The sequence below is a fragment of the Thermoplasmata archaeon genome (genome assembly GCA_036395115.1).
Classification (GTDB): domain Archaea; phylum Thermoplasmatota; class Thermoplasmata; order RBG-16-68-12; family RBG-16-68-12; genus RBG-16-68-12.
Genome location: DASWDU010000025.1, coordinates 1 through 24,844, shown reverse-complemented (window position 1 = coordinate 24,844; position 24,844 = coordinate 1). Strand labels below are relative to the sequence as shown.

Annotated in this window: 27 protein-coding genes and 1 tRNA gene; 15 read left to right on the top strand and 13 right to left on the bottom strand. The window is 66.2% G+C overall.

The features are described 5' to 3' along the window. Window positions 1-132: 132 nt before the first annotated feature. On the bottom strand, window positions 133-909 hold the full coding sequence (gene thiD / locus VF992_06050) for a bifunctional hydroxymethylpyrimidine kinase/phosphomethylpyrimidine kinase (GenBank protein HEX9340718.1): 777 nt from the start codon (window positions 907-909) through the stop codon (window positions 133-135). 173 nt (window positions 910-1,082) lie between these two features. Here thiD and VF992_06045 point away from each other — a divergent pair, with 173 nt between their 5' ends. Further along, complete coding sequence (locus tag VF992_06045) at window positions 1,083-1,466, top strand: hypothetical protein (protein HEX9340717.1); 384 nt, start codon at window positions 1,083-1,085, stop codon at window positions 1,464-1,466. A gap of 83 nt (window positions 1,467-1,549) precedes the next feature. On the opposite strand, the gene thpR is transcribed toward VF992_06045, so the two are convergent. Genes thpR through pyrH form a run of 3 tightly spaced genes read right to left on the bottom strand, consistent with a single transcriptional unit; the run spans window position 1,550 to window position 3,199 of the window. Beyond that, window positions 1,550-2,089, bottom strand: coding sequence for an RNA 2',3'-cyclic phosphodiesterase (thpR, locus tag VF992_06040; protein HEX9340716.1), 540 nt, complete (start codon window positions 2,087-2,089; stop codon window positions 1,550-1,552). Between the two features lie 14 nt (window positions 2,090-2,103). Then, window positions 2,104-2,502: a hypothetical protein gene (locus tag VF992_06035; protein HEX9340715.1), complete on the bottom strand. Its 399-nt coding sequence runs from the start codon at window positions 2,500-2,502 to the stop codon at window positions 2,104-2,106. 13 nt (window positions 2,503-2,515) lie between these two features. Then, window positions 2,516-3,199, bottom strand: coding sequence for a UMP kinase (pyrH, locus tag VF992_06030; protein ID HEX9340714.1), 684 nt, complete (start codon window positions 3,197-3,199; stop codon window positions 2,516-2,518). A 92-nt stretch (window positions 3,200-3,291) separates the two neighbouring features. On the opposite strand from pyrH, the gene VF992_06025 reads away from it, so the two are divergent. From VF992_06025 to argS, 3 genes are all read left to right on the top strand, one after another. Then, a complete protein-coding gene (locus tag VF992_06025) occupies window positions 3,292-4,098 on the top strand; it encodes an SDR family NAD(P)-dependent oxidoreductase (protein ID HEX9340713.1) in 807 nt (268 codons plus the stop codon). Between the two features lie 84 nt (window positions 4,099-4,182). Further along, window positions 4,183-5,412, top strand: a complete 1,230-nt coding sequence (gene prf1, locus VF992_06020) for a peptide chain release factor aRF-1 (GenBank protein HEX9340712.1) — start codon at window positions 4,183-4,185, stop codon at window positions 5,410-5,412. Next, entirely contained in the window at window positions 5,412-7,121 is a 1,710-nt protein-coding gene (gene argS, locus VF992_06015) for an arginine--tRNA ligase (protein HEX9340711.1), read from the top strand. The genes prf1 and argS overlap by 1 nt, the downstream gene beginning before the upstream one ends. 30 nt (window positions 7,122-7,151) lie before the next feature. On the opposite strand, the gene VF992_06010 is transcribed toward argS, so the two are convergent. Further along, a complete protein-coding gene (locus VF992_06010; protein HEX9340710.1) occupies window positions 7,152-10,265 on the bottom strand; it encodes a PKD domain-containing protein in 3,114 nt (1,037 codons plus the stop codon). A gap of 166 nt (window positions 10,266-10,431) precedes the next feature. On the opposite strand from VF992_06010, the gene VF992_06005 reads away from it, so the two are divergent. Then, a complete protein-coding gene (locus tag VF992_06005; protein HEX9340709.1) occupies window positions 10,432-11,694 on the top strand; it encodes an SLC13 family permease in 1,263 nt (420 codons plus the stop codon). 39 nt (window positions 11,695-11,733) lie between these two features. Next, the gene (locus tag VF992_06000) at window positions 11,734-12,399 is read left to right on the top strand and encodes a protein-L-isoaspartate(D-aspartate) O-methyltransferase (GenBank protein ID HEX9340708.1); all 666 of its coding nucleotides are present in this window, start codon (window positions 11,734-11,736) and stop codon (window positions 12,397-12,399) included. A 1-nt stretch (window position 12,400) separates the two neighbouring features. On the opposite strand, the gene VF992_05995 is transcribed toward VF992_06000, so the two are convergent. Further along, entirely contained in the window at window positions 12,401-12,754 is a 354-nt protein-coding gene (locus tag VF992_05995; protein ID HEX9340707.1) for a DUF6015 family protein, read from the bottom strand. Window positions 12,755-12,938: 184 nt separating this feature from the next. Here VF992_05995 and VF992_05990 point away from each other — a divergent pair, with 184 nt between their 5' ends. From VF992_05990 to VF992_05975, 4 genes are all read left to right on the top strand, one after another. After that, entirely contained in the window at window positions 12,939-13,097 is a 159-nt protein-coding gene (locus VF992_05990) for a hypothetical protein (GenBank protein HEX9340706.1), read from the top strand. A 39-nt stretch (window positions 13,098-13,136) separates the two neighbouring features. Then, window positions 13,137-13,505 carry a zinc ribbon domain-containing protein gene (locus VF992_05985; protein HEX9340705.1) on the top strand — a complete coding sequence of 123 codons (369 nt, stop codon included), beginning with the start codon at window positions 13,137-13,139 and terminating at the stop codon, window positions 13,503-13,505. Window positions 13,506-13,516: 11 nt separating this feature from the next. Then, window positions 13,517-14,479 carry a hypothetical protein gene (locus VF992_05980; GenBank protein HEX9340704.1) on the top strand — a complete coding sequence of 321 codons (963 nt, stop codon included), beginning with the start codon at window positions 13,517-13,519 and terminating at the stop codon, window positions 14,477-14,479. Window positions 14,480-14,833: 354 nt separating this feature from the next. Then, on the top strand, window positions 14,834-15,880 hold the full coding sequence (locus VF992_05975; protein HEX9340703.1) for a serine hydrolase domain-containing protein: 1,047 nt from the start codon (window positions 14,834-14,836) through the stop codon (window positions 15,878-15,880). A 160-nt stretch (window positions 15,881-16,040) separates the two neighbouring features. Here VF992_05975 and VF992_05970 read toward each other — a convergent pair whose 3' ends face one another. The 7 genes from VF992_05970 to VF992_05940 form a co-directional block, all read right to left on the bottom strand. Beyond that, window positions 16,041-16,718, bottom strand: a complete 678-nt coding sequence (locus tag VF992_05970) for a DUF4386 family protein (protein HEX9340702.1) — start codon at window positions 16,716-16,718, stop codon at window positions 16,041-16,043. Continuing rightward, window positions 16,718-18,016, bottom strand: coding sequence for an MFS transporter (locus VF992_05965; protein HEX9340701.1), 1,299 nt, complete (start codon window positions 18,014-18,016; stop codon window positions 16,718-16,720). Before VF992_05965 ends, VF992_05970 begins: the two co-directional genes overlap by 1 nt. 2 nt (window positions 18,017-18,018) lie before the next feature. Beyond that, window positions 18,019-18,936 (bottom strand): NmrA/HSCARG family protein, encoded by a 918-nt coding sequence (locus VF992_05960; protein HEX9340700.1) that lies wholly within the window; start codon window positions 18,934-18,936, stop codon window positions 18,019-18,021. Between the two features lie 13 nt (window positions 18,937-18,949). Continuing rightward, on the bottom strand, window positions 18,950-19,189 hold the full coding sequence (locus VF992_05955) for a hypothetical protein (GenBank protein HEX9340699.1): 240 nt from the start codon (window positions 19,187-19,189) through the stop codon (window positions 18,950-18,952). A gap of 50 nt (window positions 19,190-19,239) precedes the next feature. Next, a complete protein-coding gene (locus VF992_05950; protein HEX9340698.1) occupies window positions 19,240-19,746 on the bottom strand; it encodes a MarR family winged helix-turn-helix transcriptional regulator in 507 nt (168 codons plus the stop codon). Between the two features lie 298 nt (window positions 19,747-20,044). Next, a complete protein-coding gene (locus VF992_05945; GenBank protein HEX9340697.1) occupies window positions 20,045-21,016 on the bottom strand; it encodes an aminoglycoside phosphotransferase family protein in 972 nt (323 codons plus the stop codon). A 477-nt stretch (window positions 21,017-21,493) separates the two neighbouring features. Next, window positions 21,494-21,565: transfer RNA gene (locus tag VF992_05940), tRNA-Ala, on the bottom strand. Window positions 21,566-21,679: 114 nt separating this feature from the next. Here VF992_05940 and cysS point away from each other — a divergent pair. From cysS to VF992_05915, 5 genes are all read left to right on the top strand, one after another. Next, the gene (gene cysS / locus VF992_05935; GenBank protein ID HEX9340696.1) at window positions 21,680-22,924 is read left to right on the top strand and encodes a cysteine--tRNA ligase; all 1,245 of its coding nucleotides are present in this window, start codon (window positions 21,680-21,682) and stop codon (window positions 22,922-22,924) included. Between the two features lie 46 nt (window positions 22,925-22,970). Then, on the top strand, window positions 22,971-23,177 hold the full coding sequence (locus VF992_05930; protein HEX9340695.1) for a hypothetical protein: 207 nt from the start codon (window positions 22,971-22,973) through the stop codon (window positions 23,175-23,177). A 9-nt stretch (window positions 23,178-23,186) separates the two neighbouring features. Continuing rightward, a complete protein-coding gene (locus VF992_05925; GenBank protein HEX9340694.1) occupies window positions 23,187-23,441 on the top strand; it encodes a hypothetical protein in 255 nt (84 codons plus the stop codon). Between the two features lie 305 nt (window positions 23,442-23,746). After that, window positions 23,747-24,136 carry a 30S ribosomal protein S6e gene (locus tag VF992_05920; GenBank protein HEX9340693.1) on the top strand — a complete coding sequence of 130 codons (390 nt, stop codon included), beginning with the start codon at window positions 23,747-23,749 and terminating at the stop codon, window positions 24,134-24,136. Further along, on the top strand, window positions 24,133-24,844 hold a 712-nt coding region (locus VF992_05915), incomplete at its 3' end, for a translation initiation factor IF-2 subunit gamma (protein HEX9340692.1). The genes VF992_05920 and VF992_05915, both read left to right, overlap by 4 nt.

Here is a 24,844-nt window from a genome sequence, read left to right as displayed (position 1 = left end):
CGAGGACCGCCAACTGGTCGGATTTTGATGGGCCTACATTAACTTTGTGGGCGGTCGGCGCCGCTTTGATAATCGCCGGAATTCGCGGTGCGTCGGACGTTCCGCCTCCGGGATTCGCCGCCGGCGACCGACTCATTTCGGCGTAATCTGCGAATTGATAATCTCCACGCCGTGGCCCGGTCGGTACGAGCGCCGGAAGCCGAGGGCGACCTTCGCCCGGGCCGAGACGACCGCGGCGAGGATCGGCTTGCCGAGCGCGAGGTGGGCGGCGATCGAGGCGGCGAGGGTGCAGCCCGCGCCGTGGAGGGCCTTGTCCAGGCGCCGTCCCCGCAGGCGATGCATCCGGCGGCCGTCGAACAAGACGTCGACGAGGGGACCTTTCGCGTGGCCGCCCTTGACGAGGACCGCCCCCGGTCCGAGACGGCGGATCGCTCGCGCCGCCTCCTCCATCGACGCGACGTCCTCTACGGGAAGGCCGGAGAGCCGTTCCGCCTCGAACCGGTTCGGGGTGACGATCGTCGCCCGACCGAGCAGGCGCTCGACGAGCGCGTCGCGGAAGTCGTCCCGCTCGAGGCGCGCGCCGACCGTCGCGACCATGACTGGATCGACGACGAGCGGGAACCTCGTGCGCCGGAGCTCCCGGGCGACCGTCCGGACGATCGCGGCGGAGTAGAGCATCCCCGTCTTCGCCGCCCGCACGTCGAAGTCCCCGAGGACCGCCCGGAGCTGCTTGCGAATCTCGCCGACCGGCAGGGGGAAGATCGAGTCGACGGAACGGGTGTTCTGCGCGGTCACGCAGGTGATCACGGACGTCCCATGCACCCCGATCGAGGCGAACGACTTGAGGTCCGCCTGGATCCCCGCGCCGCCGCCGGAGTCGCTGCCCGCGATCGTCAGCGCGGTCCGCACGGGCCGCGCGATGGGTGCGGCGGGCTTAAGACTGACGCGCGATCGGAGCCCGGCGCGACGCGCGGTCCCGGGCCTCGAATTTGCAACCTTTGGGTGCGAGTCACGTCCGCTCGACTCGAAACAATCGGTGCCGGACAGCGTTAAATATCACGTGCCTGATGCGAACGGACGGCATGCGAGCGCGGAGCGGCCACGTCGAGTTCGACAAGAAGGTGCGGTGGAAGAACCTCATCCCCGCCTTCCGTCCGTTGTTCCTCAAGTTCCTCGAAGAGACGCAGCAGATGCCGGAGGACCTCGACAACGTCGACGTGCTGATCGAGGAGAACCTGCGCGACCTCCGCAGCAACCGGAAGCCGGAAGGGTACAACCGCGAGGGCGCGATGCGCATGATCTTCCCGATCTCGGGCAAGGTCGAGTTCTACGTCTACGGACGCGGGAAGGCGATCGAGGTGGCCCGCGTGACGGAGCAGCTGAGCCGGGTCTTGCAGAAGTATCGGCTCAAGCACACGATCGCGTGGGACCAGCTGAAGCTGTTCGCGGACAAGAAAGAGGCATAGGGCCGCCCGGGGCAGCCCCGCCGGACGGGTGCGTACCTCCGCTTAGAGGTATATTTCGCAGCCCGAGGACTGACGGCCCGGCCTCATCCCTCGAGCCGGAAGCTCTCGACGACCGAGTACTGGGCGCCTTGCGGTGTCAAGACGCTCCTCTTCAGGTGGATCGCCCCCATCCGGTGGGTCCCGAAATCGTCCACCGCGTGGGCTCGGAGGATCGTCCGCGCGCCTTCGAGGTCGCGCGGGCCCTTGACGCGGGCCACGGTCACGTGGGCCTTCCACGCCCGGTTCTCCCGTCGGAAGCCGAGCGGTTCCATCGATGCCTCCAAGGCCACCGCGATTCGCGCGAGGGGCTCCGCCCCCTCCACGCCTACCCAGATGACGTTCATGCGCCCGAGGCTCGGGAAGGCGCCGGTCCCCCGCACGCGGATCTCAAACGGACGAATGCCCGACGCCGCCTCTCGGATCGCCGTGACGATCTCGGGCACGAGGCCCTCCTCCGTGTCACCGAGGAACTTCAGCGTGAGGTGAAGCTGGTCCACGGACACGACTTTCAGGGGACCGCCCGCCCTCCGAAGGTCCGCGGCGAAGCGTTCGAGGGCCGGCGTGGGGGGGACGTCCGCGGCGATGAACCCCCGGAACGTCAGGAGGCTCCACCTCCCGGGCCCGGCGTCTCGGCGACGAACCGGCCTCGGTGATCGAACGCGCCCCGGAGGTGGCCTTCGCGGATTGCGGTCCGGAGCAGCTTCTCCGCGTCGGCCCGGGAGACGCGGAGTTCGTCCGCCAGGTCGCCGAGGTCGAGGGTGCCCCGCTCCCGGGCTAAGGCGGCGACGTGGGCGAGCGCGAGATCCCGCGCCCCTAGACGGCGCTGATGGGCGAAGAAGAACAGGCCCGGGACCAGGAAGACGGCCGCGCACAACGAGGCTGCGGTCGCGCTCAAGGTCCGCTGCAGGGCGGCCCCCGCGACGGCGAGGATCGCCGAACCGCCCGCGATCGCGAGCGCTGCAACCGAGAGGATCTCGTACCACGTTCGGGGTTTCACGCGCCCGCCGTCCTCAGTCCGACACGAGGGTCCCGTGGAACGGCTCCCCGAGGATCGCGGCGCGCAAGGCGCGGAGGTCCCGGCCGTGCACGACGCCGAGGGGTTTCCGGTCCCGGGCGAGGACGCGTGCCGCTACGGGATCGAAGACGATGCTCGGGCCCGCGGCCGCGTGCCCCGAGCCGGCGACACGGACGAGATCCTCGAAGCGCATGCGTTCGATGAGCCGCGCCCCTGGGTCCGCCTTCGGATCGCTCGTGTACACGCCTTCGACCGAGGTCGCGTTCACGATTCGCGCCGCGCCGACGAACCGGGCGAGGGAGGCGCTCACCCGGTCCGTGGTGTGGCCCGGTCGGGTCCCCGCCATCACGACGATCGCGTGGCGTCTCGCGAGCTTCGCGGCTTCCGCGTACGTCGTCGCGGGCTCCCGGTTCGCGCGGCCGGCGAGCGCCGCGGCGAGGAGGCGCGCGTTGAGCCGTGTGACCGCAATCCCGAACTCGTCGAGGGTCCGCTCGCCGACGTCGAGGGCGCGGCCCGTCTCGATGTAGTATCGGGCGATGCGGCCGCCGCCCGTGACGACGAACAACTTCACGCGGGTCGAGACATCCCGCAGCAACGCCGCGAGCGTTCGAAGATACCGCGCGTCGTCGTCTCCGGGAACCAGGACGGAGCCGCCCAGTGAAATAACGACTTTCTCCATGTGACTCGGTCTCGGCGCAAACGGTAGGGCATGATAAATAACTCGCGGCGGAAGACAGGTTTAAGAAACGCGGTCGACGTCCGGTGTGCGCGATGGCTGATGGTCGGGTCGTTTTGGTCACAGGTGCTTCGTCCGGCTTCGGGAAAGTCGTCGCTTCCCTCCTCGGCGAACGGGGGTTCCGGGTGTTTGGCACGAGTCGCCAACCCGTTCGTGCGCGGGAGGACGGGTTTGAGATGCTCCCGCTCGACGTGGACTCGGATCGATCGGTCGATGCATGCATCTCCGCCGTGATGGGGAAGGCCGGGAAGGTGGACGTCCTCGTAAACAACGCGGGGTACGCCCTGACGGGCGGTCTCGAGGAGGTCTCCCTCGCGGAAGCGAAGGCTCAGTTCGAGACGAACTTCTTCGGCGTGGTCCGAACGACGAAGGCCGTCCTGCCCTCCATGCGGCAGCGGAGGAGTGGACAGGTCATCAACATGGGATCCATCGCCGGGACGGTCCCCGTGCCGTTCGAAGGTTTCTATGCCGCCACGAAGGCCGCCTTGTTCGCCTACTCGGAGGCGCTCCGTCACGAGGTGAAGGGCTTCAACATCAAGGTTTCCGTCGTGCAGCCGGGGTTCTTCCGCACGAACCTCGGCAATGCAAGGAAGATGGCTGCTGAGACCATCGAGGCGTACGATGGGATGAGACGCCGGACCCTCTCTCGTTTGGAGCGGCATCTCGAAGAGGGAGCGGATCCGAAGATCGTCGCCGAGGCCGTCTTGCGGATCATCGAGAGTCCTTCGCCACGGCTGAAGTACGTGGTCGGCCGAGAAAGGCGCTATCTCTTTCTGAAGAAGATCACGCCGGCCTCGAGGTTCGAGTCCGCGGTGAGAGCCCACTGGCAGCTGGAGGAGTGAGCCATCCGGAGCGACCGGTTCGCGGGACCCAAGTCTCATGGTCGCCAGCTACAAGTAGGACCAGTCTCCTGTTAGGCAGCACGCATGACCGAACTGTCCGGGATGGACAAATACAAGTTCCGACGCGCGCTCGAGCAGATCGAAGAGGCGGTCGGCCGGGGCACGGAACTCGTGAGCGTCTTCATCCCGCCCGAGCGTCCGATCTTCGACGTGACGAACTACCTGCGGGGCGAACTCTCGCAGTCGTCGAACATCAAGAGCGCGAGCACCCGCAAGCACGTGACGCAGGCGATCGAGTCGGCGATGCAGCGCCTCAAGTCGTACAAGATGCCGCCGCCGAACGGGCTCGTTGTGTTCACAGGACATAGGCAGATCGGGGCGGACCAGACGGAGATGGTCGCCTTCGTGCTGGAGCCGCCCGAACCGGTCGTGTCGTTCCTGTACCGCTGCGACTCGAAGTTCCACACGGCGCCGCTCCACGAGATGCTGGCGGAGAAGGACCTCTACGGCCTCGTTGTGATCGACTGGAGCGAAGCGACTCTGGGCATGTTACGCGGCAAGCGGATCGAGGTGATCAAGAACCTCCAATCCCAGGTGCCCTCCAAACATCGGATGGGCGGGCAGAGCGCCCGGCGTTTCGAACGCGGCCATGACATCGCCGTCCACGAGTGGTACAAGAAGATTGGAGACCTGATGACGGACGCCTTCCTGAGCCAGCCGGACATCACGGGCATCCTCATCGGAGGCCCCGGCTACTCGAAGGAGGAGTTCGCGACGGGGGATTATCTCCACCACGAACTCAAGAAACGGGTCCTGCCGACCTTTCTCGACACCGGCTACACGGACGAGTACGGCCTCCGCGAGCTCGTCGAGAAGTCGCGGGAGATCCTGAGCGGCTTGGACTTGATGCGGGAAAAGGCGCTCTTGCAGCGGTTGATGGAGGAGATTCGCAAGGAGGACGGTGGCCTCGCGGCGTACGGCGAGGACCAGGTCCGCCATGCGCTCCAACTCGGGGCGGTCGAGACGCTCCTCATCTCCGAAGGCCTGCGGAAATCCCGGCTCAAGCTGCGCTGCGCGAACGGCGACTGGGAGGGCGAGAAGACGGTCGCGGAGGACGGGGAGCTGCCTCCGTGCCCAAAGGACGGCGGGTCCCTGACGGTCATCGAGAACCACGACGTGATCGAGGACCTGAGCGGGATGGCGGAGCAGATGGGCTCGAACGTCGAGCTCGTCTCGAAGGACTCCGAGGAGGGAGCGCTCCTCCTGCGGGCGTTCGCCGGGATCGCGGCGATCCTTCGCTATCGGGTGACGTGATGGGTCACGACCCCTGGGCCGACCTTCGGGATCAGGCGGAGACGATCCGGCGGTCCGTCGAATCCGAGCTGAGGGTGACGACGCCCGGCCTCCTCGAGGAGGCGCCGGAAGACCGCGGCCTCTTCGCGCTCGCCGTGCACGGGTGGGCGAAGGAGCTCAAATCGACGCCCGCGGACGTCGCATCCCGCGCCACCCGAGTCCGGGTCGCCCCGCCCTTCTCCCCGTTGAAGGCGGAAGGTCCGTACGTCAACTTCCCCATCGAGCCGTCCGCGTTCGCGGACCTGGTCCTCGCGTCGGTCGGGTCCCACGGCGAGCGGTACGGCGCGTCCCCGCCCCGGAAGGAGCGGGTCCTCCTGGAGCACACGAGCGCGAACCCCACCGGGCCGATTCACGTCGGGCGCGCGCGGAACCCGTTCCTCGGTGACGCCCTCGTCCGGATCATGCGCTTCGCCGGCTACCCGGTCCAGAGTGAGTATCTCGTGAACGACATCGGCCGCCAGATGGTCCTCCTTTACTGGGCCGTCCGCCATCTGCCGATGGACTCCGTCGCAGCCGAGGCTCGGATCGAATACCGGTACGTCGCGCTGTACCAGAGGGCGAGCGCGATGCTCGAGACCGACGAGGCCCTCAAGCGGGAGATCGAGCGGCTCACGCAGCGATTCGAGGGCGGTGATGTCCAGCTGACCAGGGACATCCGCAAGGTCGGCGAGGAGGTCCTCCGAGGGATCCTCGCGACGTTGCGCCGCGCGAACGTCACGTTCGACTCGTTCTTCTGGGAGAGCGACTCGATCCTCGACGGGAGCGTCCGGCGGGTGGTTGCGCGCCTGACGCCCCTGAGCCGCGAGGAGGACGGAGCGCGGTACATCGATCTCGGCGCCTTCGGGCTCGAGGGCGACGCGGCGAAGTACATCTTCGTGCGCCGGGACGGGACGTCCCTCTACACGACGCGGGACATCGCCTACCACCTGAACAAGAAGGAGCGATGCGAGGTCGCGATCGACATCGTCGGCGAGGATCACAAGCTCACGTTCCAGCGGCTCAAGGCGGCGTTCAAGCTCATGGGCGTCGACTGGGCCCCGGAGACGATCTTCTATGCGTTCGTGAACCTGCCCGAAGGCCGGATGTCCACGCGCAAAGGCCGCGTCGTCCACCTGGACGACCTCCTCGAGGAGGCGCTCGACCGCGCGTACGCCGAGGTCGCGAAGCGGCGGGACGACCTCTCGGAGGACCGCAAGCGCGCGATCGCCGAGACGATCGGCATCGGCGCCGTCCGGTACAACATCGTCCGCGTCCAGGCGGAGAAGGCGATCCAGTTCCGCTGGGAGGAGGCCCTCAACTTCGAGGGAAATTCGGCGCCGTTCCTTCAGTACGCGCACGCCCGGGCGTGCAGCATCCTTGCGAAAGCCGAACGACGCGGCGCCGCCGAGTTCGACCGCCTCCGCCATCCCCAGGAGCAGCGGCTCCTCCGCTGGATCGCGAAGTTCCCTTCGGCGGTCCGGGAGGCCGCGGACGGTCGCCGCGTCCACCCGGTCGCCTCGTTCGTCGCAGCCTTCGCGGCTCAGTTCAACCAATTCTACCGAGACTGTCCGGTGCTGACCGCCGACCCTGCCAGCCTGCGGGACGCACGGATCGCGCTCGTCGACGCGTCCCGGATCGTCCTTCGCAACGCGCTCGACTGCTTGGGCCTTGCCGCGCCGAAGGAGATGTAGCGGGCGGAACGTACGAGAGGGAACGTCGGGCTAGAGACGTTTCTTCTCTTCCTTGATTTCCCGGCGGGGCTTCTCCTTCTCCTCGCCGCCCTTCTCGCGTCGTCCGCGAAGCGGGCGCCACTCGCCCGCCTTGACCTTCCGGCGCGCGTACATCGCGAAGACGAAGAGGGCGATGATCGCGATCACGCCTCCGTAGATGGCATAAGGCTGCCAGAACGGCTGACGCACGTTGACCGCCTGGGAGATGCGGTTCCCGCTATCGATCCACGTGTACGGCTCCGATGAATCGTATACGTAGACTTCGAGCGTCTTGTTCCCTTGGCCGGACAGGCTTGCGTGGAAGACGAACGTCACGGTCTCGCCCGGGGCAATCGAACGATTCGCCTTCGAGGCCCCGTTCTTGTCGAGCCAATCCGCCTGGGTCGCGACCACGGTCGTCTGCCCGGCGCTGTTGGAGATGAGCTGCGTCGTTACCCCCTCGGCCGCGCCGCGGCCCACGTTCGTGAAGTTCGCCGTGACCGTGACGGGCGCGGACTCCTCCGGGTCGGCCGGGCTCACTTTCATCGTATTCGCGACGACCTTGAGATTGGCATGAAGCAACGGATCAATCTGGACCTGGAGGGACTGGTTGAGGTAGCCGGTGTTCTTCTTGTTCGAGGGGAAGCCGGTGTCATTCACCGACAGGCGGACCGTATAGCTGATGTTCCACTCCTGCCACGCGAACGTGATGTTGACGCCGTAGAAGGTGTGGTTGTTGCCCGACAGCAGGGTTCCGCCAACGCTGATGGGCCCCGGGATCCTCCACGTGAAGTTCAGGCCGGCGCCACCGCTGTAATTGAGCTTGGTGAAGTCGTCCGTCGTCCTCGAGGCGTTGAGGGAGTACGTCTTGCGCTCCATCGGGCTCGTGACCTTCGCCCAGTCGTTCGAGGGGTCCAGGGTGTCGAACGCGGGCACGGGCGCCTTCGTGTCGTTCACGAGCGCGGTCATCGAGGCGTTGGCGGATTTCCAGCCGACGCTGTCCGTGACGGTCAGGTTCACGGTGAAGTTACCGGGCTTCTGGAACGTATGCGTGACGGTCCGCCCGGTCGCGTCCGCGATGCCGTTCCCGTCGAAGTCCCACGAATATCCGCTGTCGAGGATCGTGCCGTTCTTTTCCGGATTGCCGTCCTGCGCTGGGTACGCGAGGTCGGTCGAAAGCCCTCCGTCGAACTTGATGGGGATGCCCTCGTCCACCTTCAGCGTCATGTTGTTCGCCGGGTTGTTGGTCCGGTTCGTCTTGATGCGTGCGATCGGCAGCTGGTCGTCGACGAAGAGAGTGATGTCGCGGAACGTCCGGTTCCCGCCCGTCTCCCTCAAGGTCAGGTTTACCGTGAACTTCCCGTTCAGCGTGTACTTGAACTGCGGCTCGATCCCGTACCGGATGTCCGCCGCAAGCGGGGTGAATTTCCAGGTGAAGTTCGCGTCCGGGACGTGGCCGTTTGGATCGAAGCTGTCGGCCGCGCTGAACGTCAGCGCCGTGTCTTTCGCTACGAGAGCTTGGTAGTTCGTGAACGTCGCGTTTAGGACGTAGAATTTTCCGACGGGTCCGGTCACCTTCGCGCGCGCCGTCCCCGAAAGCGATTGGGAGATGACCATGCGGATTTGCGGCCGGATCGTCGCGTTCGATGGAACCCCGGGATCGATCGTCGCAGGCGCGTAGGTCTTGATCGTTACAGGTGCGCCGGCCGGCACCACGCTCGACGTGTTCAGCTCGTAGCCTCGGGGGAACGCGATCGTGTACACATAGTCCTGGTACACGGAGACGTTTTTGTCCGGGATCATCGTCAACGTCACGTTGTAAGTTGGCGCGCCGGGGGCGATGAACGGCGGCGCGACCTTCAAGGCATACGTCGCCGTCGTGTTGATCCACACCTTGCCGCCAGGGGTCGTCAGGCCGGCGACGGTGACGACGTACGAAGCCGCGGAGGACAGGTACGCCTTTCCATTCGTCGTGAAGTTGCCGTCCGTCGCCACGTAGAACGGCCCGTTCGCGACGAGCCAGTCATGAAAATTCGTCGTCTCGGTCGGATCGTCGATGGCCCCGTTGCCGTTCCCGAGGCTGAAGTCCACCTGGATCCGCAAGTCGCGGAACCCCGCCGGACTCAACGTGGGCAGCGAACTGTCCGCGTTCAGCGTCAGATTCCGATAGATCGTGAGGTTGTTCCAGTCGCCCGGCTTGTACGCGACCGTGGTCGCGAAGACCTCGTTCGCGGCCGGCTGCAAGACGACATCCCGATTGACGGTCGAGCCGACCACGACGACCACGGTCGAGACGTCCGCCCGGTAGCCGTTCGCATCGATGACCAGCGTGTACGTTCCCGCCGGGGCGTGGAAGCGGTACAGCGTCCCGAATACATCGGCCCGGATCACCTTCTTCCCGGAGGTCAGCGGCTCGCTCGGATTGTAGAGGAATCCCACGAGTCCGGCGGAGAGAAAGACGCCCGAGGGGGTCTGGTCGCGCGCGTGGCCTTGGACGATGCCGCCCGCGCTCAGGAGGACCGTCGTGCTCGACACGGACGCCACGTCGACCGTGGCGATATTCACGGAGTAATTCGTGAGGGTCGTCCTCAACTCGAAGGACGCGGCCCACAGGGTGAGGCTCGTATTCCCCGAGGCGTCCGTCGTCCCGGAGACCGCGACCTTGCCGACCGGCACGTAGAACGCTTGGACGAGGGCGCCTTTCAGGAGGGCGTTCGTCCCGGCGTCTCGGACCGTGACCTGGAGCACCTTCGCGGGCGTCGGGAAGGCGGTGAGGCAGACGTCTTGGTTCACCGTCGTCGTGCCGTCAAAGCGCAACGGGCTCGATGTCCCGCCCGAGAAGTACCCGGTCTTCGTGACCTCGAGGTTGTACGAGCCCGAGGGGGGCGTGAAGCTGAAGACGCCTCCGAGGTCCGTCGCGTCGTTCCGCGGGGGCTGCTCGCCGTTCGCGTCCTTCAAGACGACGAGCGCGCTGTCGATGAAGTCGCCCGTGCCGCAGTCGGACACGATTCCCGTGATCTGGTGGTCCGCGGCCGCGGTGATCATCGGCATGATGGCCACGACGCCGAGGGCAACTACGATGAGGAGGACGAGCGCGCCGAATCCTCGACGGCTTCGGATGCGCATCCGGTTCTCTCCTCTCTCACACACACGGTCCGACTCCCGGGACGCAACCCGTTCGGGGCCGGAGGATGCGGCGAATTGAGTGACGCTATTTAAGCGTAGTGGGTAATCGGTCGAACCGCATTCATCGAGGAAAGTTCCATACCGCCGCGGCCCATCCGCGCGGGCCATGGCGACGTCGTATGCGCTCGTCGCGGCGACGGCGATCTTCCTCGTGACGTACGTGCTGATTTCCCTCCGCAACGTCGGCCGGTTCCCGCTGCAACGGCCCGCCGTCGCGATGCTCGGCGGCGCGCTCATGCTCCTCTTCAGCGTGCTCACGCCGGACGAGGCGATCGGAGCGATCAACGTCGACGTGATCCTGCTGCTCGTCGGGATGATGATCCTCGCGTCCGGCCTCGACGTGTGCGGCTTCTTCGACCTGGTCTCATCGCGCATCGCCGCGCGTGCGAAGAGCCAGGCGTCGCTCCTCGCGTGGCTCATGATCGCGACGGCCCTCCTGTCGGCGCTCGTCCTGAACGACGCGGTGGCGCTGCTCGTCGCCCCCGTCGTCGTGCGGAGCACGAGGGCGCTCCGCGCGAACCCGGTCCCGTACCTCGTGGCGGTCGCGATCGCCGCGAACATCGGGAGCGTCGCGACGGAAGTCGGGAACCCGCAGAACGCGTACATCGCGATCCGGTCCGGCATCCCGTTCCTCACCTTCACGGCGTATCTGCTCCCGGCGACGCTCGCCTGCCTCGCGGCCGCGATCGCCCTCGTCTGGCTCGCGTTCCGGCGGGAGCTGTCGGCTCCCCTGATGCCCGCCGCCCCCTCGCCTCCCGTGCGCCTGCAGCGGATGGGCCTCGCCCTGACGCTCGGCATCACGATCGCCGTGTCGGTCGGATTCTTCGCGGCCGCCACCCCGGACTGGCTTCCGCTCGTAGCCCTCGCGGGCGGCTCGTTCGTCTTGTTCTTCCTGCCGGTCGTCTCGACGACGACCGCGCGCAGGCTCATCGCGAAGGTCGACTGGGGCATCCTGCTCTTTTTCCTCGGCCTCTTCATCGTCCTCGCGGGCGTGAGGGCCTCCGGCCTCTCCGCGACGATTCAGGACGCGTTCTCGTCCGGGTTCGGAGGGCAGTCCGGCGGACTCGTCTGGCTGACCGCCCTCACGGCGCTCCTTTCGAACCTGATCAGCAACGTGCCGGCGGTCCTCCTGCTCGCGGAGGTCGTGCCGACCGGCTCGACCCAGCTCTGGCTCGCCCTCGCCGCCAGTTCGACGCTCGCCGGGAACGCGACGATCGTCGGCGCGGCGTGCAACGTGATCGTCGTGCAGAGCGCCGGGCGGGACGGGGTCGAGGTCTCGATGAAGGAGTTCGTCCGGGCGGGGCTGCCCGTGACGGCCGTAACGCTCGTCATGGCGACCCTCCTGATCGCGCTCCTCGTGCCGGCCTAGCCGAACGTTTTATGGCCCGCGCCGGCCCTGGCGAGGCCGATGGGACGGGCGCCCGACTTCGCGGTGGAACGGCGGCGAATGGTCGACCGCTTCGTCGCGTCCGGCTACATCCGCGACCCGCTCGTGCGGGACGCATTCCTGTCGGTCCCGAGAGAGGCGTTCGTCCGGCCGGAAGACCGCGACGACGCGTACGCCGACGTGCCGCTGCCGATCGGGCTCGGCCAGACGATCTCCGCGCCGTCGATGATCGCGATCATGCTCGAGGAGGCGCGCCTCCGGCCCGGGGAGCGGGTGCTGGAGATCGGGACGGGTTCCGGCTACCACGCCGCCCTCCTCGCCCGGATCGTCGGCGCCGCGGACGTCGTCACAATCGAACGCCTCCCCGCCGTCGCCGAATCGGGGCGTTCGAACCTCGCGCGCGTCGGCCTCGCGGACGTCGCGGTGGTCGTCGGGGACGGCAGCCTCGGGTATCCGGAACGGGTTCCGTACGCGTGCATCATGGCGACGGCGGGCGCACCCCGGATCCCCGACGCATGGCCGGCGCAGCTCGCCCCGGGCGGCCGGATCGTCGCCCCGGTCGGATCGACGCGGCACGGCCAGGTGCTCGTCGTCGCGACGCTCGGCCCGGACGGGACGCTGCGGGTGCGGGAGAGCACGCCGTGCGCGTTCGTGCCGCTCATCGGCGCGGCGGCGTGGCCGGACTGACTCACGTCGGCGCGGGGTGGCCCCACGCCTCGTCCGGGAGCCCCTTGTACAACGGCTCCTCCGGAGGGGCCTCTTCTGCGAGGATGCGGTCGAGGTCCGCCTCGTTCAGGGACCAGTAGAAGATCCGCCAGTTTCGCCCGTCCAGCAGGGGCACCGTCTCCCAGAAGCTCTGGAGCAGGCCGGCCTCGTGGAGCGTGTAGAACACCTTGCGGTCCGGCGGTTCGATCGCGTTGTCGATGATCACGTTGCGGAACCCGAAGTAACTCATGACGACTCGGGCCTCCGCCATCGCCTCGGCGCTCGTCCCGCCCAGGCGCTTCTCGATCGCTCGGGCGAGCTTCTGGACGGTGATCATCGCTCCACCACGTCCTCAGGTATATTTGGTCCCCGTCCCCCTTATAGGTTTGCCGCAAAGGCCGCCGACGCGAGCCGTCCCTCCCGTCCGGGCCCTCGTTTCGAATTACGCTTATCAGTAACAGCTATTGCGAAATACCCTTTAAGCTGTGCACCGGGAGTCGTTCGCACAGAAGGGGATTCCCGTGAAGCGGAGATTCGGTAAGTCGATCGTCGACCTGGAGAAGAAGGTCTCCGTCGTCCACTTCAACGTCGGTTCGGGCTACCTGACGTACCTCGAACAGGACGCGCCGGAAGTCGCCCCGCGGGTGAAGAGCGTCATCATCTCGAAGGAACGCGCATAAGGCAAGTTTTTGACGGCGGAGCGTCGTTTGCCGCTCGCCGTGGCCGTCCCTCCGGAAGAGCCGCCTCCCACGCCCCCGCCGATCCCGCCGACGGACCGTCCTGAGGTCCTGATCGTCGAGGCGGGCGCCTCGCGCGAACGACGGTGCGCGGACTGCGGGCAGCGGACCGCGCGGTGGAAGCCGTTCCGACGGGGCGGCGCGACCGTCATCGTGTGCGCGGACTGCGCGGCGAAGGCCGTAGCGGCATCGGCGGAGAGCTCGTGTCCCGCGTGCGGCGAGCCGCTGCGTCCCGCGGACCGGTTCTGCGGCAAGTGCGGGGCGCCGATCGAGTACACGTGCCCGGCCTGCGACGCGGCGGTGGAGCCCGAAGACGTGTTCTGCGGGAAATGTGGGGGGCGGCTCGTCTGAAGGGAGGGCGCATGGCGAGACTCTATCGCGATGCGGATCTCGGTCCCATCGTCGATCGCCGCAAGGCGGTCGAGGTCATGGAGGAAGGGTACCGCGCGGACGCGCGAGGCGAGGTGGTTCCGTTTCCGCGGACGCGGACGGACGCGCGTGGCGTGACCCTTGCTTGGATGGGAGCCGCAATCCCCGCGTTCGATCTCCTTGGCTTTCGCTCGTACCTCTACGATTCGAAAGGCGTCGACCGAGGGGACCAGGTCGTGGCCCTGTATCGATACCTCACGATGGAGTTGAAAGCCCTGTTCCTCGGCAGCCTAGTGGGAAACCTGAGGACCGGGGCGGCGATTGCGGCCGCCCTTCGGATCGCCCAACCGAATCTGCGCTCGTTGGGGCTGATCGGCACGGGCACGCAGGCCCGACAAGCCCTCGCGTGCGCTGCCGCCACGTTCTCGTTGGACTCCGTTTGGGCGTGGAGTCCCAATCCCGTTCGGCGCGAGGAGTTCCGGCTCTGGGCGGAACGAGCGCTCAATCTCCGGGTCCATTTGGGAGACGGGGCGGCTCAGGTGCTCCGAGAGACGGCCGCGATTGCGCTGGTGACCTCGTCGAACGAGCCCCTTGTGAGTTCAGAGATGATGCCGGGTCCGCGCCTTCTCGTGAGCATCAGCGCGTACCGACGGCCCGAGATTGACCTTCGTCTCCTCTATGAGGCTCCTTGCGTCTGGACGGACAGCGTCGCGCAGGCGAGCGGACCCGCGACCTTGTTCCACGACCCTACGCGCAGGGGCAAGCTACGCCCTCTCGCGGTCGACGCCGATCAAGACGCACTGCACGACGAAGAGTCGACGCGCATCGTCATCAACACGGGAGCGGCGTGGGAGGAGGTCTTGCTCGCCGAGAGCTTGTGGCGATCCTCCGACCAAACTCAGGTGGGTCTCCGGCTGGACCTTTCGAACGATCCGCTCGGGCCTCCTCGTTCGTGAGGTTATCCCCGATCGAATGTGGCCCGCTAGCTCCCCGACGTCCTCCTGCCGGCGTCGGCTACGGTCACGCCGTGGCCCGACCCCGCGCCCGCCAGGGAATCCAGGCATCGCGTCCGGCATGTCCGAATCGGCGGCCGATTCCGCCTCCGGCTCCCGGAGCGTGTCACGACTTGAGACGTGAGCAGCACAGGCCGCCCGGAACCCGGCCGTCGTGCTGCCCTTCCTCACGGAGGCGCCCCTCGGCACGCCCAGGTTCTGCTTACCGTCGTTGCGTCGAGGTGCACCTCGCTCCGTCCACCTATCCGCGGGAAAGTACTTTGCCCCGCGATCATTGATTGGGTCGAACCAGCACCCATGCATCCAATCCAGATTGAGCTCAACCAACTGGTTGGCGCCGGCCTGCCCGGCGCCTTCGTCTACGTCGAGGATGCCGATGGTCGCGCGCAGTTCTACACCGCTGGATATGCGGACCTCATGTCGCAGCGCCGGATGACCCCTGACAGCCTCTATCGGATCGGCAGCACGACAAAGGTCTTTACCGCCGTGGTGGCGCTGCAGTTGGTCGACGAGGGGAGAGTCGCGCTAAGCGACGCTCTTGCGGACTGTTTGCCCGACCTTCCGATCCCCAAGGCTGACTCCTTGACCATCGAACACCTGATGCGAATGCGCAGTGGGCTATTCGACTTTGAGGACGACCCAAGCTTGCTCGGAAACTTGGAGGCGCATCGAACACCGGTGAGCCTCCGCCACGCGATCCACCTTGGCACCAAGCACCCTGCCATCTTCCCTCCCGGGAGCAAGTACTCATACTGCAACACGAACTTCTGCATCTTGGAACTCGTCGTCGAGCGAATCACTGGCCATCCGCTCGCCGAGGAATTCGATCGCCGGATTTTACGGCCCCTTCAACTCAGACACACCTTCTATCCGCCCGAAGAGGATCTGAGTCTGCCCGAACCGTATATCCGGGGATACGAGCGAGGGCCCGACGGCTGGCGCGAATGCAGCAACGTCTTCTTCGGGCGAGGGGACGGTGCGATGCTCTCCACGGCTCCCGATCTTGCCCGGTTCTTTCGGGCTTTGCTCGTCGAGCGAACGCTGCTTCCCGAGAGGCAGCTACACCAGATGATGTATGTCGTCCCGGATGATCCGCCCGCTCCTGAAGCGTACGGGTTGGGGATCATGGCACAGTCGCTGGCCTGCGGACTTGTTTGGGGCCACTCGGGCGGTGGTTTCGGGTACGGAAACCTCCCTTATCTTCGCCTGGAGACCGGACGATTCGCGGTGTTCATGCGCAACGGCAGCCACGGGTACAGAATCTCTTCCGATCCAGCCCGCTCCCAACCGCCGCGTTTCTCCGAGGAATTCCGGGCAGAGGTGTACTGTCAAGACGACGGCTGATGGAAGAGCATGCTAGCCCGCGTACGTCTGGAAGGATTGTCCTATTCTTTCGATCTTTGGGAGGCGTGCATGAAAAAGAGGATGACGATGTGCCCTTCTCCGCCGGAACTGACTCGGACTGCATCAAGGCGCCGACGGACGCGGTCGAGTCTGGCTGTCATCACCGTTGGACCGAGGCTTCTTGAGGCACCTCGCTGCGCAGCAGGGCAACCCCCGCCCAGAGCCGGAAGACGACCGCGAGCAAGATTGCGACGAGATAGGCGGTAGCAACAGCCAGTACGCCCGTGAGCGTGACGATCCCAGTCACGATCCCGAGGGCGCCGAGCGCGCGCGAGAGCGCCTTGCTGGACCACATGGCCGATCCGGCGGCGAGCAGCGAGAGCCCCAGGAAGAAGTTGCCGAAGACTTGAAAGCCCGCCGTCACCGCGGCGAACGCGGGCCATGCGCTCACGGCCGCAGCTGGATCGGCAGAGGCGAGCTGACTGAAGATCGTGCTGCCGACAAAGAAGGTCAGCGCGACGAGACCGTCGCCTGCGTTGCCGAGCAGCGTGAGATACAGCGACGCAAGCGCGCGCCCCGGCGTGCGCTGTTGGAGTCGCGCCGCCAAGCCGATCGCGAAGACGGTCCAGAGACCGACCCCGCTCGCGCCGAAGAGCACCGCGACCCGGAGCAATGCGCCGCCCTTCTCGAGATACGGCAGCGCGACCGCCGGGTCATTGAAGCCGCTTCCAGGAAAGCCACTCAGTCCGAAGAAGACGAACTCGCCGATTAGCGCGACCCCGGCGAGAGTGCCGGCGATCGCCAGCCCGCGCCGGTTACCAACCATCGGTATCGACATCACGATACCTCCCATCGCCGCCTTGGGGCGCTTTGCGGCACGGACCGGCGCTCGATGGACCATCCGCGGAAGCTGCGACGGCCCCCCAGCAGGAGAAGAGCAGCAAAAACCAAGGCGACGCCGTTGATCCGAAGGGCCGCCATCACTCCGAATGCATCCACCGCGATCCCGGTCAGGACGGACGCAATCGGCGTCGCCCCGAAGCTCACCATCAGGAGCACGCTCAGGATGCGGGCGCGCATCTCAGGTGGCGACAGGACTTGGAGGAGCCCGGCCGAGGAGGTCAGGACTACAGGAACGAGGACGCTCATGCAGAAGATCGCGAGCAGCGAGAACGGGAACCAAGCCCACAGGGAGAACCCGGTGAGCCACGCCCCTGTCCATGCGGCTGAGGTGCCAAGGACGAGCCCGGTTCGTCGCGCGGCCTGTGCGAGAGGCGTAGCGACGAGGGACCCGAAGAGGGCGCCCGCACCCGACGCGCCCACGAGGTAGCCGAGGACCTCGGGGCCGCTTCGGAGCACGTCCGTCGCTACCACGGGGAACACGAAGATGGTGGACATGGCGAAGAAGGCGACGCAACCGGTCAGGAGGAGCAGGTCTTGAGCACGGGGCTCGGACCGGATGAACCGAACGCCTTCCCAGAATTCGCCCAACGAGCTTCCGGTCGACGGGCGCCGCACCTGGTTCCCGGCGACCGCCAGAAGGCTGCCGATTACCGCTAGGAACGTCACCCCGTTGATCCAGAATGCAGACGCGACCCCCATCTCCGCGATGACTAAGCCCGCAAGGGCGGGGCCGAGTGTCCGGCTGACCTGGACAATCATCGCATTCGTCACGACCGCCCTCCGGACCAGCTCCATGCCCGAGAGGTCCCCGACGAAGGCTTGCTGCGCGGGGAAGTCAAACGCCGTCACGATCCCGAGGAGCAGGGCGAGGGCGTAGACGTGCCACAGGGCAATCAATTCGGCCTGCACGAGGAGTGCGAAGGCGAAGGCAAGGAGCATCGCGGTGCCCTGAGTGGCCAGGAGGAGCCGGCGACGGTCGAGTCGGTCCGCCCACACCCCGGTCCATGGGCCGAGGACGAGCAGGGGGAAGAGGCCCAGCATCGCCGCGATCCCCAGGGCCGCTCCAGACCGGGTGAGTTCCCACACGACCCAGCCCTGCGCCGTCTGCTGCATGAATACGCCGATGAGAGAGACGACCTGCCCCGTGAGGTAGATCCGAAGGTTCCTGATCCTCAGCGGCGAAAGGCCGTCGTACACGGCCTGGACTACCTGGTGGGCCATGCCCGCTGCCACGTTCAAGCGCCTCCCGCGACGGGCGAAGGGATGCCACCAGCCCCAGGCACCAGGTCGAAGGTGGCTAAGTACTCGTCGAAGCGAGTCATCCGGTAACCCCACGCCTTCTCGAGGGCGTCGATGTCGACGTGGAAGCCCTTCGTCCTAAACCACGCGTAGAGCGGGATGAGGTCCCCGCCCGTTCCCTGCATCGCTTCCTCGTCGGTCAGTTCGACGTACTCGACCGGACGCCCGAGCTTCCTGGAGAGCCGGCTGGCGAGGTCGGCATTCGTCAACGTATCCCCCGCCAGCTCCACGGTCTTCCCGGCCGCCGCATCCGGCCTCTCGAAGGCCCGGGCCACGATCTCCCCGATGTCCCTGACGGCCACTATCTGCTGGCGCATTTCCGGGGGCATCGGCAACGCCACGATTCCCGTTCGCATGGCGGAGGCCATCCAGGGCATCCAGGGGCTCGTGAAGTTCGACATGAAGGAGACGGGCCGTGCGATCGTGTACCGAAGGCCTGAGCCCTTCAGGTATTGCTCCTCTCGAGCTTTCGACTCAAAGTGGGGGATGCCGGTGTCCTCGTCCGCGGACGCCACGGAGGACAGGACCACATGGGGGACCGCGGCAGCCTTCGCCGCATCCACCGCCGCGGCCCCCAGGCGAGCCTCCCTCGACGTGTCCACGGAAAAGTCCTCGCCAAACGGCGTGGTCACGATGAAAAAGCCGTCCGCGCCGCGGAGAGCCGCTTGAATACTCCCACCGTCGGCGAGGTCGCCCCGGATTCCTTCCACTCCGATCGCACTGAGGTCCTTGATTTTGTCCGCCTTCCGAGTCAGGCCCCGGACTTCATGTCCCCGACCCACCAGGCTCCTAGCCACGGCGCCTCCCTGTTGTCCCGTCGCTCCGGCAACGAGGATCGTCTTGGTTTCGGCCATGGTACCATGTCTCCTAAGTCGTGCGCTCAGCCCGGAGGTCGAGGACCGCAAACCCTCGGAAGCCGTTGAGCCAGTACCTCACGCGGGCGCGCGGAGCCGCCCGGGAGCCGAGAACCGCGATCCGCGAGGCGTCGCCGCGGAGTTCGGTCCGGATGTAAGCCGCCAGTTCCGGGTCCTTCGCCGCCGTCCGCAGAGCGCTCGCAACTGCTCGTCGCAACTCCCTTTCCGCTTCGTGTACCCTGTTCGGGAACATGGCAAGGGCATGGCGTCGCCTATATATTAAGTTGTTTGCGCAAGCAACCATCACCTCGGTTCCTTGCCTCCGGCCGACTCGATGCTGTCTGCGACCTTCGTTAGAAGCGCTGCGAGGCGACGGACTTCCGCAGGAGTCAACACCCGAAGGAAGTGGGTCTCCAGGGCCCGATTGTGCGTCGGAGCTGCTTCGGCCAGCAGATTGAGCCCGCCGCCGGTAACCCCGACCAAGGCCTCTCGTGCATCTGTCTTGCCCGTTCGACGCTCGACGAGCCCTTTGGCCTCGAGGCGGTCAATCATCCGCGTCATCCCGCTCGGGGAAAGCAGGATTCGTTCCGCGAGGTCCCCCATCCGGATTCCCTCTTTGGCGCCGGCGAGGTGGACGAGGGCATCCCACTCCGCGAGTGTGAGACCATGATTTCTTGCTAGCACCGAGTTCAGCCGATCGGTGACGGAGCGATGGACCCGCAGGAGATTGATCCATGCCGCACGTTCGGCGACGGAGAGTTTGCCCCATTCCTCAACGTGGGCGGCGCGTGATGATTTCTTCGGTCTCATGCAGTTCCTCGGCTCGGTCCATGTCGATGCTAAGGTAAATTGTTTGCGAACGCAAATATTCGGATGGGCGACCTCGGTGGTGGGCTACACCCCGAAGCTCCCCGCATCGGCCCGAATCCGAACAGGGTGCACGCTGTCACCGGGCCGCGTGCTAGGGAGCGAAGCGAAGAGTGGACCGAGTGGGCGTCGGACTGGTCGAGGCCCAGAACCCACCGCGTCGACGATCGTCCGGCGCAGGTACGCGTCTTGATCGACCGCACCACCGGTCGTGGGCCCGCACCCATCCTGACGAGTCGGTCTAGACCGGATCGTACCCGCCGGGAAGGAATTCACCCGACATCACGCGGTCGAGCTCCTCGGAACCGAACTCGATAGCCCGTGCGAGAGCTTCCGGGTCGTCCTTGCATTCCGACACGAGGTGGAGGACGCTCACGAGCAGCCGCCCGCCCCAGTGGATCCTGAGGTTCGCCCCGTTTTGCGGGAGGAGGGAGAGGTACTCGTCGAGGAATGCGCGGGTCGGAGCGTCGAGGGACGAGACCGAACCCGCGTTCCGAAATTTCCTCATCCGCATCATGGTCAGGAACTCCGCCAGGTCCCTCGCCGGATCCGAGGGGACGCTCTCATCGAAATCGATGAGCGAGGTGACCGAGCCCGCGTTGAAGGCGTGTTCCGGATGGAACCGCGCGTGGATTTGGACGGGCTCCCGTTCCCGCAACCCCGTCTTGGCCTCCTCCAGGAGCGACTCGACGAGCCGCCACAGTGGCTCCTTCGCGTCCGGCGCGGCGGTGGCGGACCGGGTGAGCCTCTTTAGGATTCCGGTCATGCGGGCGGATTCCCAGAGGGGCTCTCGTTTGCCGACGCGGATTGGATGGCGGTGGAGCCGGACGAGCCAACGGGCGGCCTCCCGCGAGCCGCGAGTCAGTCCGTCGACGTCGTTGTTATCGATGCGTTCAACGAGGGGCGTTCCAGGGACGGCCTTCGTGAGCAAGAACTCCGGGTGAGGCAGGTACGCGATCGGCTCGGGCACGCGATAGCTCGATTCCTCCCCGAATCCGTCCCCCCATAGCTCGCGGAGGATTCCGCAAGCGTGGGATCCCGAGCCCCTCGTGTAGAGCTTCCCGTATACGACGTGATCCGAGTCGAACGAATACCGAACCGTGACGCGCCCTTCCCGTGCGCGGTGGATGACGGCTATCGCGACGTCCCCGACCGACCCATGTCGGCCGAGCACGAGCGGGCCGAGGATGTCCTCGGCGAACTCCCTCGTCATCACCCGAGCCACCTCCGTGGTGGCCCGATCCGTTCCCGCCGGACCCACCGGCTCAGCCGTCCCCGTCATGGTCCTTACCCGGAATATTTCTCTACGATCGCGTGTGCCTGATCGCCCTTCCAACGGCTGTGGCCCCACCACCTACCGGGGGACGGAGCACGCGGAGGACCGAGCCCGTCCTCGCGATACGCCTGCAAAACTCGGTCCGGCCGAGCGTTGTGTGCTTGACGCCCGATCGAAGGCGCCTCCCGAATCGTTGTGGACGCCAGTCGCGGTCGTATGCCTCACCAAGTCCCCATCGCCTCGCGGCGTTATCGGGCGAGTTGTTACATCCTGGAATATTTGCTTTGCGTACACACCTGTGTCTCGAGTCGGCCCACGCGCGCGTCACGAGTTCGGCTGACCCGCGGCAATGTCGCCCGGTAAGGTCCGGCTGGGCCGCGCGACCTCGATTCAGAGCGCTGGTAAGGGAGCGAGTGGACCGAGTGGGATTTGAACCCACGGCTTCCGCCTTGCGAAGGCGGCGATCTTCCGCTGATCTATCGGCCCGCGCGGTCGTGCACATCGGCGCGCGACATATAGGTTTCGTCCCCGGCACTGCAGCTGCGACGGAGTCGGCGCGTCCCGCCGGGCGCGGGCCAAGGCCTTAATAGCGCCGTCCCCGTGGGCGCGTTCGCGGCGACCATGGTTCTCCAGTTGTACAACACCCGATCGAGGAGGAAGGAGCGGTTCTCGCCCCGAATCCCAGGCGTCGTCAAGATGTACGTCTGCGGCCCGACGACGTACGACCACAGCCACCTCGGCCACGCGCGGTCGTATATCGACTTCGACACCGCGCGCCGCTACCTGGAGTTCCTCGGGAACCGCGTCGTGTACGTCCAGAACTTCACGGACATCGAGGAGGTCATCATCCGCCGCGCGAAGGAGGTCGGCCAGGAGCCCCTCGCGTACGCGCAGCACTATATCGATTGCTTCTTGGAGGACATGCGCGCGCTCAACGTGAGGCCGGCGGACCATATGCCGAAAGTGAGCGAGCACATCCCCGAAATCACGGCGCTCGTCCGGCGGCTCGTCGATCGCGGTTTCGCGTACTCCGTCGACGGCGAGGTGTACTTCCGGACGAAGAAGGCGAAGCATTCGTTCGGCATCCTGTCGCACCAGAAGTTCGAAGACATCGTCGTCGCGTCGACCCCGTCGGAGAGCCGGAAGGAGGACCCGCTCGACTTCGCCCTCTGGAAGGAGTCGAAGGGGGACGAGCCCTCGTGGCCGAGCCCGTGGGGCGACGGCCGGCCGGGATGGCACGTCGAGTGCAACGCGATGGCGTACAAGTACCTCGGCGCGCCGCTCGACATCCACGGCGGCGGCGTCGACCTGAAGTTCCCGCACCACGAGAGCGAGGCGATGATCTGCGAGGGCGCGTGGGGCGGCGAGTGGGCTCGGACGTGGATGCACAACGGCTTCATCACGCTAGAGAGGGAGAAGATGTCGAAGAGCCTCGGGAATTTCGTGACGATCCGCGAAGTCCTCGCCGACTTTCCGGGCGAAGTGATCCGGCTCTGCCTCCTGAAGGCGCAGTACCGGGAAGACGTCGAGTACGACCGCGAGTGCTTCACCCGGTCTCGGCGGGAGTACGAGGCGATGCGCGCGGCGATCGACGCCGCGACGACCGCGCGCGGTCCCGGGACCGGCGGAAAGGTCGACGCCCTCGTGACGCACACCCGCGACGAATTCCTCAAGGCGATGGACGACGACCTCAACACGAAGGACGCGGTGTATCGCTTGCAGCAGCTGACGGAGGCGCTTGCAGACATGGCCGGCGTATCATCCTCGGAAGGGCGCGCGATTGCGGGGCTGTACCAGCAGTCTGGCCAGATCCTTGGTCTGTTTTCGCAAGAAGCGTTTTCGTAACAAGTGCACGTGGAGTATTAATATGTCCTTGCCTTTGGCCCCTTCAATGAATAGAAAGAAGGCCATTGCGATCGGTCTCGCCCTGCTGGTCGTCGCGGTGGGAGTTACGGTCGCTGCAGTCGCGACAATGGCGGGTCCCACTGTCGTCCAGGTGTCCGCGCCGGTTTCCGGTTCCGAGACGCCCGGGGCCTTTCACGTGACGCCGACGTGCTCCCAGCAGACCGTCCCGCCGTGTCCCTCCCGTCCCGGCTGAGCCGATGCGATGATACCGCGAAGAATCGTGGCCCGGCTTCAACGGACGATCGTTGCTGTGGGCGGAATCGCTCTCACGTTCGCGCTCTTGGTCCGTCCAGTTCCCACCGGCTTCTACATGGTCCCGTACCTGGTCGCAGTGTATGCGATCGTAGCGGGCGTCGTCATGCCTGCAGCGCTGTACGCAATCCTTGTAGGCCCGCTCTCGTGGAGCGCCATCAAGCAACGCTGGCACACGATGCGTCGCCCCTCCTTCCGCTGGTAGTCGGTCGAAAACCGTCGGCTTACAGGCCCGGCGGCAACTCAGGGGCTCGCCTTGCGGTTGGAATGGAGTTCTCCGTACGAGTAACTGCCTTCTGCACCACATTCCGCGACCTCCCCAGCGGTTTGACTCTCGACGAGAGTTGGAGGAGAAGGTCTCACGACGTCCTGCGCCCACTCGAACAACCGCTGGCGTTCGGTGAATCGTGAACGCATTCCGGGTCTCAGCGGGGCGCTCCCTTCTTCGCGACTTAGTCGGAAGTCTTATGCGAAACGCGTGCATGGACGCACACTCATCCGGGAGACACCATGGCGGAGTTCAAAGCGGTCATCGCCGACCCGAAGTCCGGGAAGGCGTACAAGCGGGACGTCACGGGCCATTACGCGAACGCGCTCATCGGCAAGAAGATCGGCGACGAGCTCGACGGGCTCTACCTCGGCCTGCCGGGATACAAGCTCGCAATCACGGGAGGGAGCGACAAGGACGGCTTCCCGATGCGGTCCGACCTGCCCGGGCCGCGGCGGAAGCGGCTCCTCCTCAGCGGCGGCGTCGGGTACCACCCCGACCGCCCCGGCAAGCGCAAGAAGAAGACGGTCCGTGGGAACACGGTGAGCCCGGACATCCTGCAGTTGAACCTGCGGATCGTCCAGCGCGGGCCGAAGTCGATCGAGGACGCGTGGCAGGAGCAGGCGCGATGAAGGTCCCGGGCCAACCGGAGGTCAACATCGGCGTCGTCGGCCACGTCGACCACGGCAAGTCGACGCTGACGGAGCGGCTCACGGGCGAGCGGACGGACCGCCACTCGGAGGAGATCAAGCGGGGCATCTCGATTCGCCTCGGCTACGCCGACATGGCGATCTACAAGTGCCCGAAGGACGAGGAGCCGGCGGCGTACCAGAACACGGAGATCTGCAAGACACACAACGTGAAAGGCGAGCTCCAGCGCATCGTGTCGTTCGTCGACTCGCCGGGACACGAGACGCTGATGGCGACGATGCTCAGCGGCGCGGCGATCATGGACGGCGCCCTCCTCGTGATCGCGGCGAACGAGGATTGCCCGCAGCCGCAGACGAAGGAGCATCTGATGGCCCTGGGCATCATCGGCGTCGACAAGATCGTGATCGTCCAGAACAAGATCGACATCGTCGACCCGAAGCAGGCGGAGGAGAACTACCGGCAGATTCAGGCGTTCGTCAAGGGGACCGTCGCGGACGGCGCCCCGATCGTCCCGGTCAGCGCCCACCACGAGGTGAACCTGGACGTCCTGCTGATGATGATCCAGAAAGTCATCCCGACGAGGCCCCACGAGGAGGCGAAGCCCGCCAAGATGTACGTCGCGCGGTCGTTCGACGTGAACCAGCCCGGCATCCCGCCGGAGAAGATCGTCGGCGGGGTGCTCGGGGGCA

Excerpts from the sequence above, each read along its gene's own strand:
- VF992_05950 (HEX9340698.1), bottom strand. The coding sequence starts at position 19,746 with ATGAGACCGAAGAAATCATCACGCGCCGCCCACGTTGAGGAATGGGGC.
- VF992_05945 (HEX9340697.1), bottom strand. The coding sequence starts at position 21,016 with ATGACGAGGGAGTTCGCCGAGGACATCCTCGGCCCGCTCGTGCTCGGC.
- VF992_05960 (HEX9340700.1), bottom strand. The coding sequence starts at position 18,936 with ATGGCCGAAACCAAGACGATCCTCGTTGCCGGAGCGACGGGACAACAG.
- VF992_05995 (HEX9340707.1), bottom strand. The coding sequence starts at position 12,754 with ATGATCACCGTCCAGAAGCTCGCCCGAGCGATCGAGAAGCGCCTGGGC.
- prf1 (HEX9340712.1), top strand. The coding sequence starts at position 4,183 with ATGACCGAACTGTCCGGGATGGACAAATACAAGTTCCGACGCGCGCTC.
- argS (HEX9340711.1), top strand. The coding sequence starts at position 5,412 with ATGGGTCACGACCCCTGGGCCGACCTTCGGGATCAGGCGGAGACGATC.
- VF992_05980 (HEX9340704.1), top strand. The coding sequence starts at position 13,517 with ATGGCGAGACTCTATCGCGATGCGGATCTCGGTCCCATCGTCGATCGC.
- VF992_06010 (HEX9340710.1), bottom strand. The coding sequence starts at position 10,265 with ATGCGCATCCGAAGCCGTCGAGGATTCGGCGCGCTCGTCCTCCTCATC.
- VF992_05975 (HEX9340703.1), top strand. The coding sequence starts at position 14,834 with ATGCATCCAATCCAGATTGAGCTCAACCAACTGGTTGGCGCCGGCCTG.
- VF992_06025 (HEX9340713.1), top strand. The coding sequence starts at position 3,292 with ATGGCTGATGGTCGGGTCGTTTTGGTCACAGGTGCTTCGTCCGGCTTC.
- pyrH (HEX9340714.1), bottom strand. The coding sequence starts at position 3,199 with ATGGAGAAAGTCGTTATTTCACTGGGCGGCTCCGTCCTGGTTCCCGGA.
- VF992_06045 (HEX9340717.1), top strand. The coding sequence starts at position 1,083 with ATGCGAGCGCGGAGCGGCCACGTCGAGTTCGACAAGAAGGTGCGGTGG.
- VF992_05955 (HEX9340699.1), bottom strand. The coding sequence starts at position 19,189 with ATGTTCCCGAACAGGGTACACGAAGCGGAAAGGGAGTTGCGACGAGCA.
- VF992_06000 (HEX9340708.1), top strand. The coding sequence starts at position 11,734 with ATGGGACGGGCGCCCGACTTCGCGGTGGAACGGCGGCGAATGGTCGAC.
- VF992_05920 (HEX9340693.1), top strand. The coding sequence starts at position 23,747 with ATGGCGGAGTTCAAAGCGGTCATCGCCGACCCGAAGTCCGGGAAGGCG.
- VF992_05970 (HEX9340702.1), bottom strand. The coding sequence starts at position 16,718 with ATGTCGATACCGATGGTTGGTAACCGGCGCGGGCTGGCGATCGCCGGC.
- VF992_05925 (HEX9340694.1), top strand. The coding sequence starts at position 23,187 with ATGATACCGCGAAGAATCGTGGCCCGGCTTCAACGGACGATCGTTGCT.
- VF992_05930 (HEX9340695.1), top strand. The coding sequence starts at position 22,971 with ATGAATAGAAAGAAGGCCATTGCGATCGGTCTCGCCCTGCTGGTCGTC.
- VF992_06005 (HEX9340709.1), top strand. The coding sequence starts at position 10,432 with ATGGCGACGTCGTATGCGCTCGTCGCGGCGACGGCGATCTTCCTCGTG.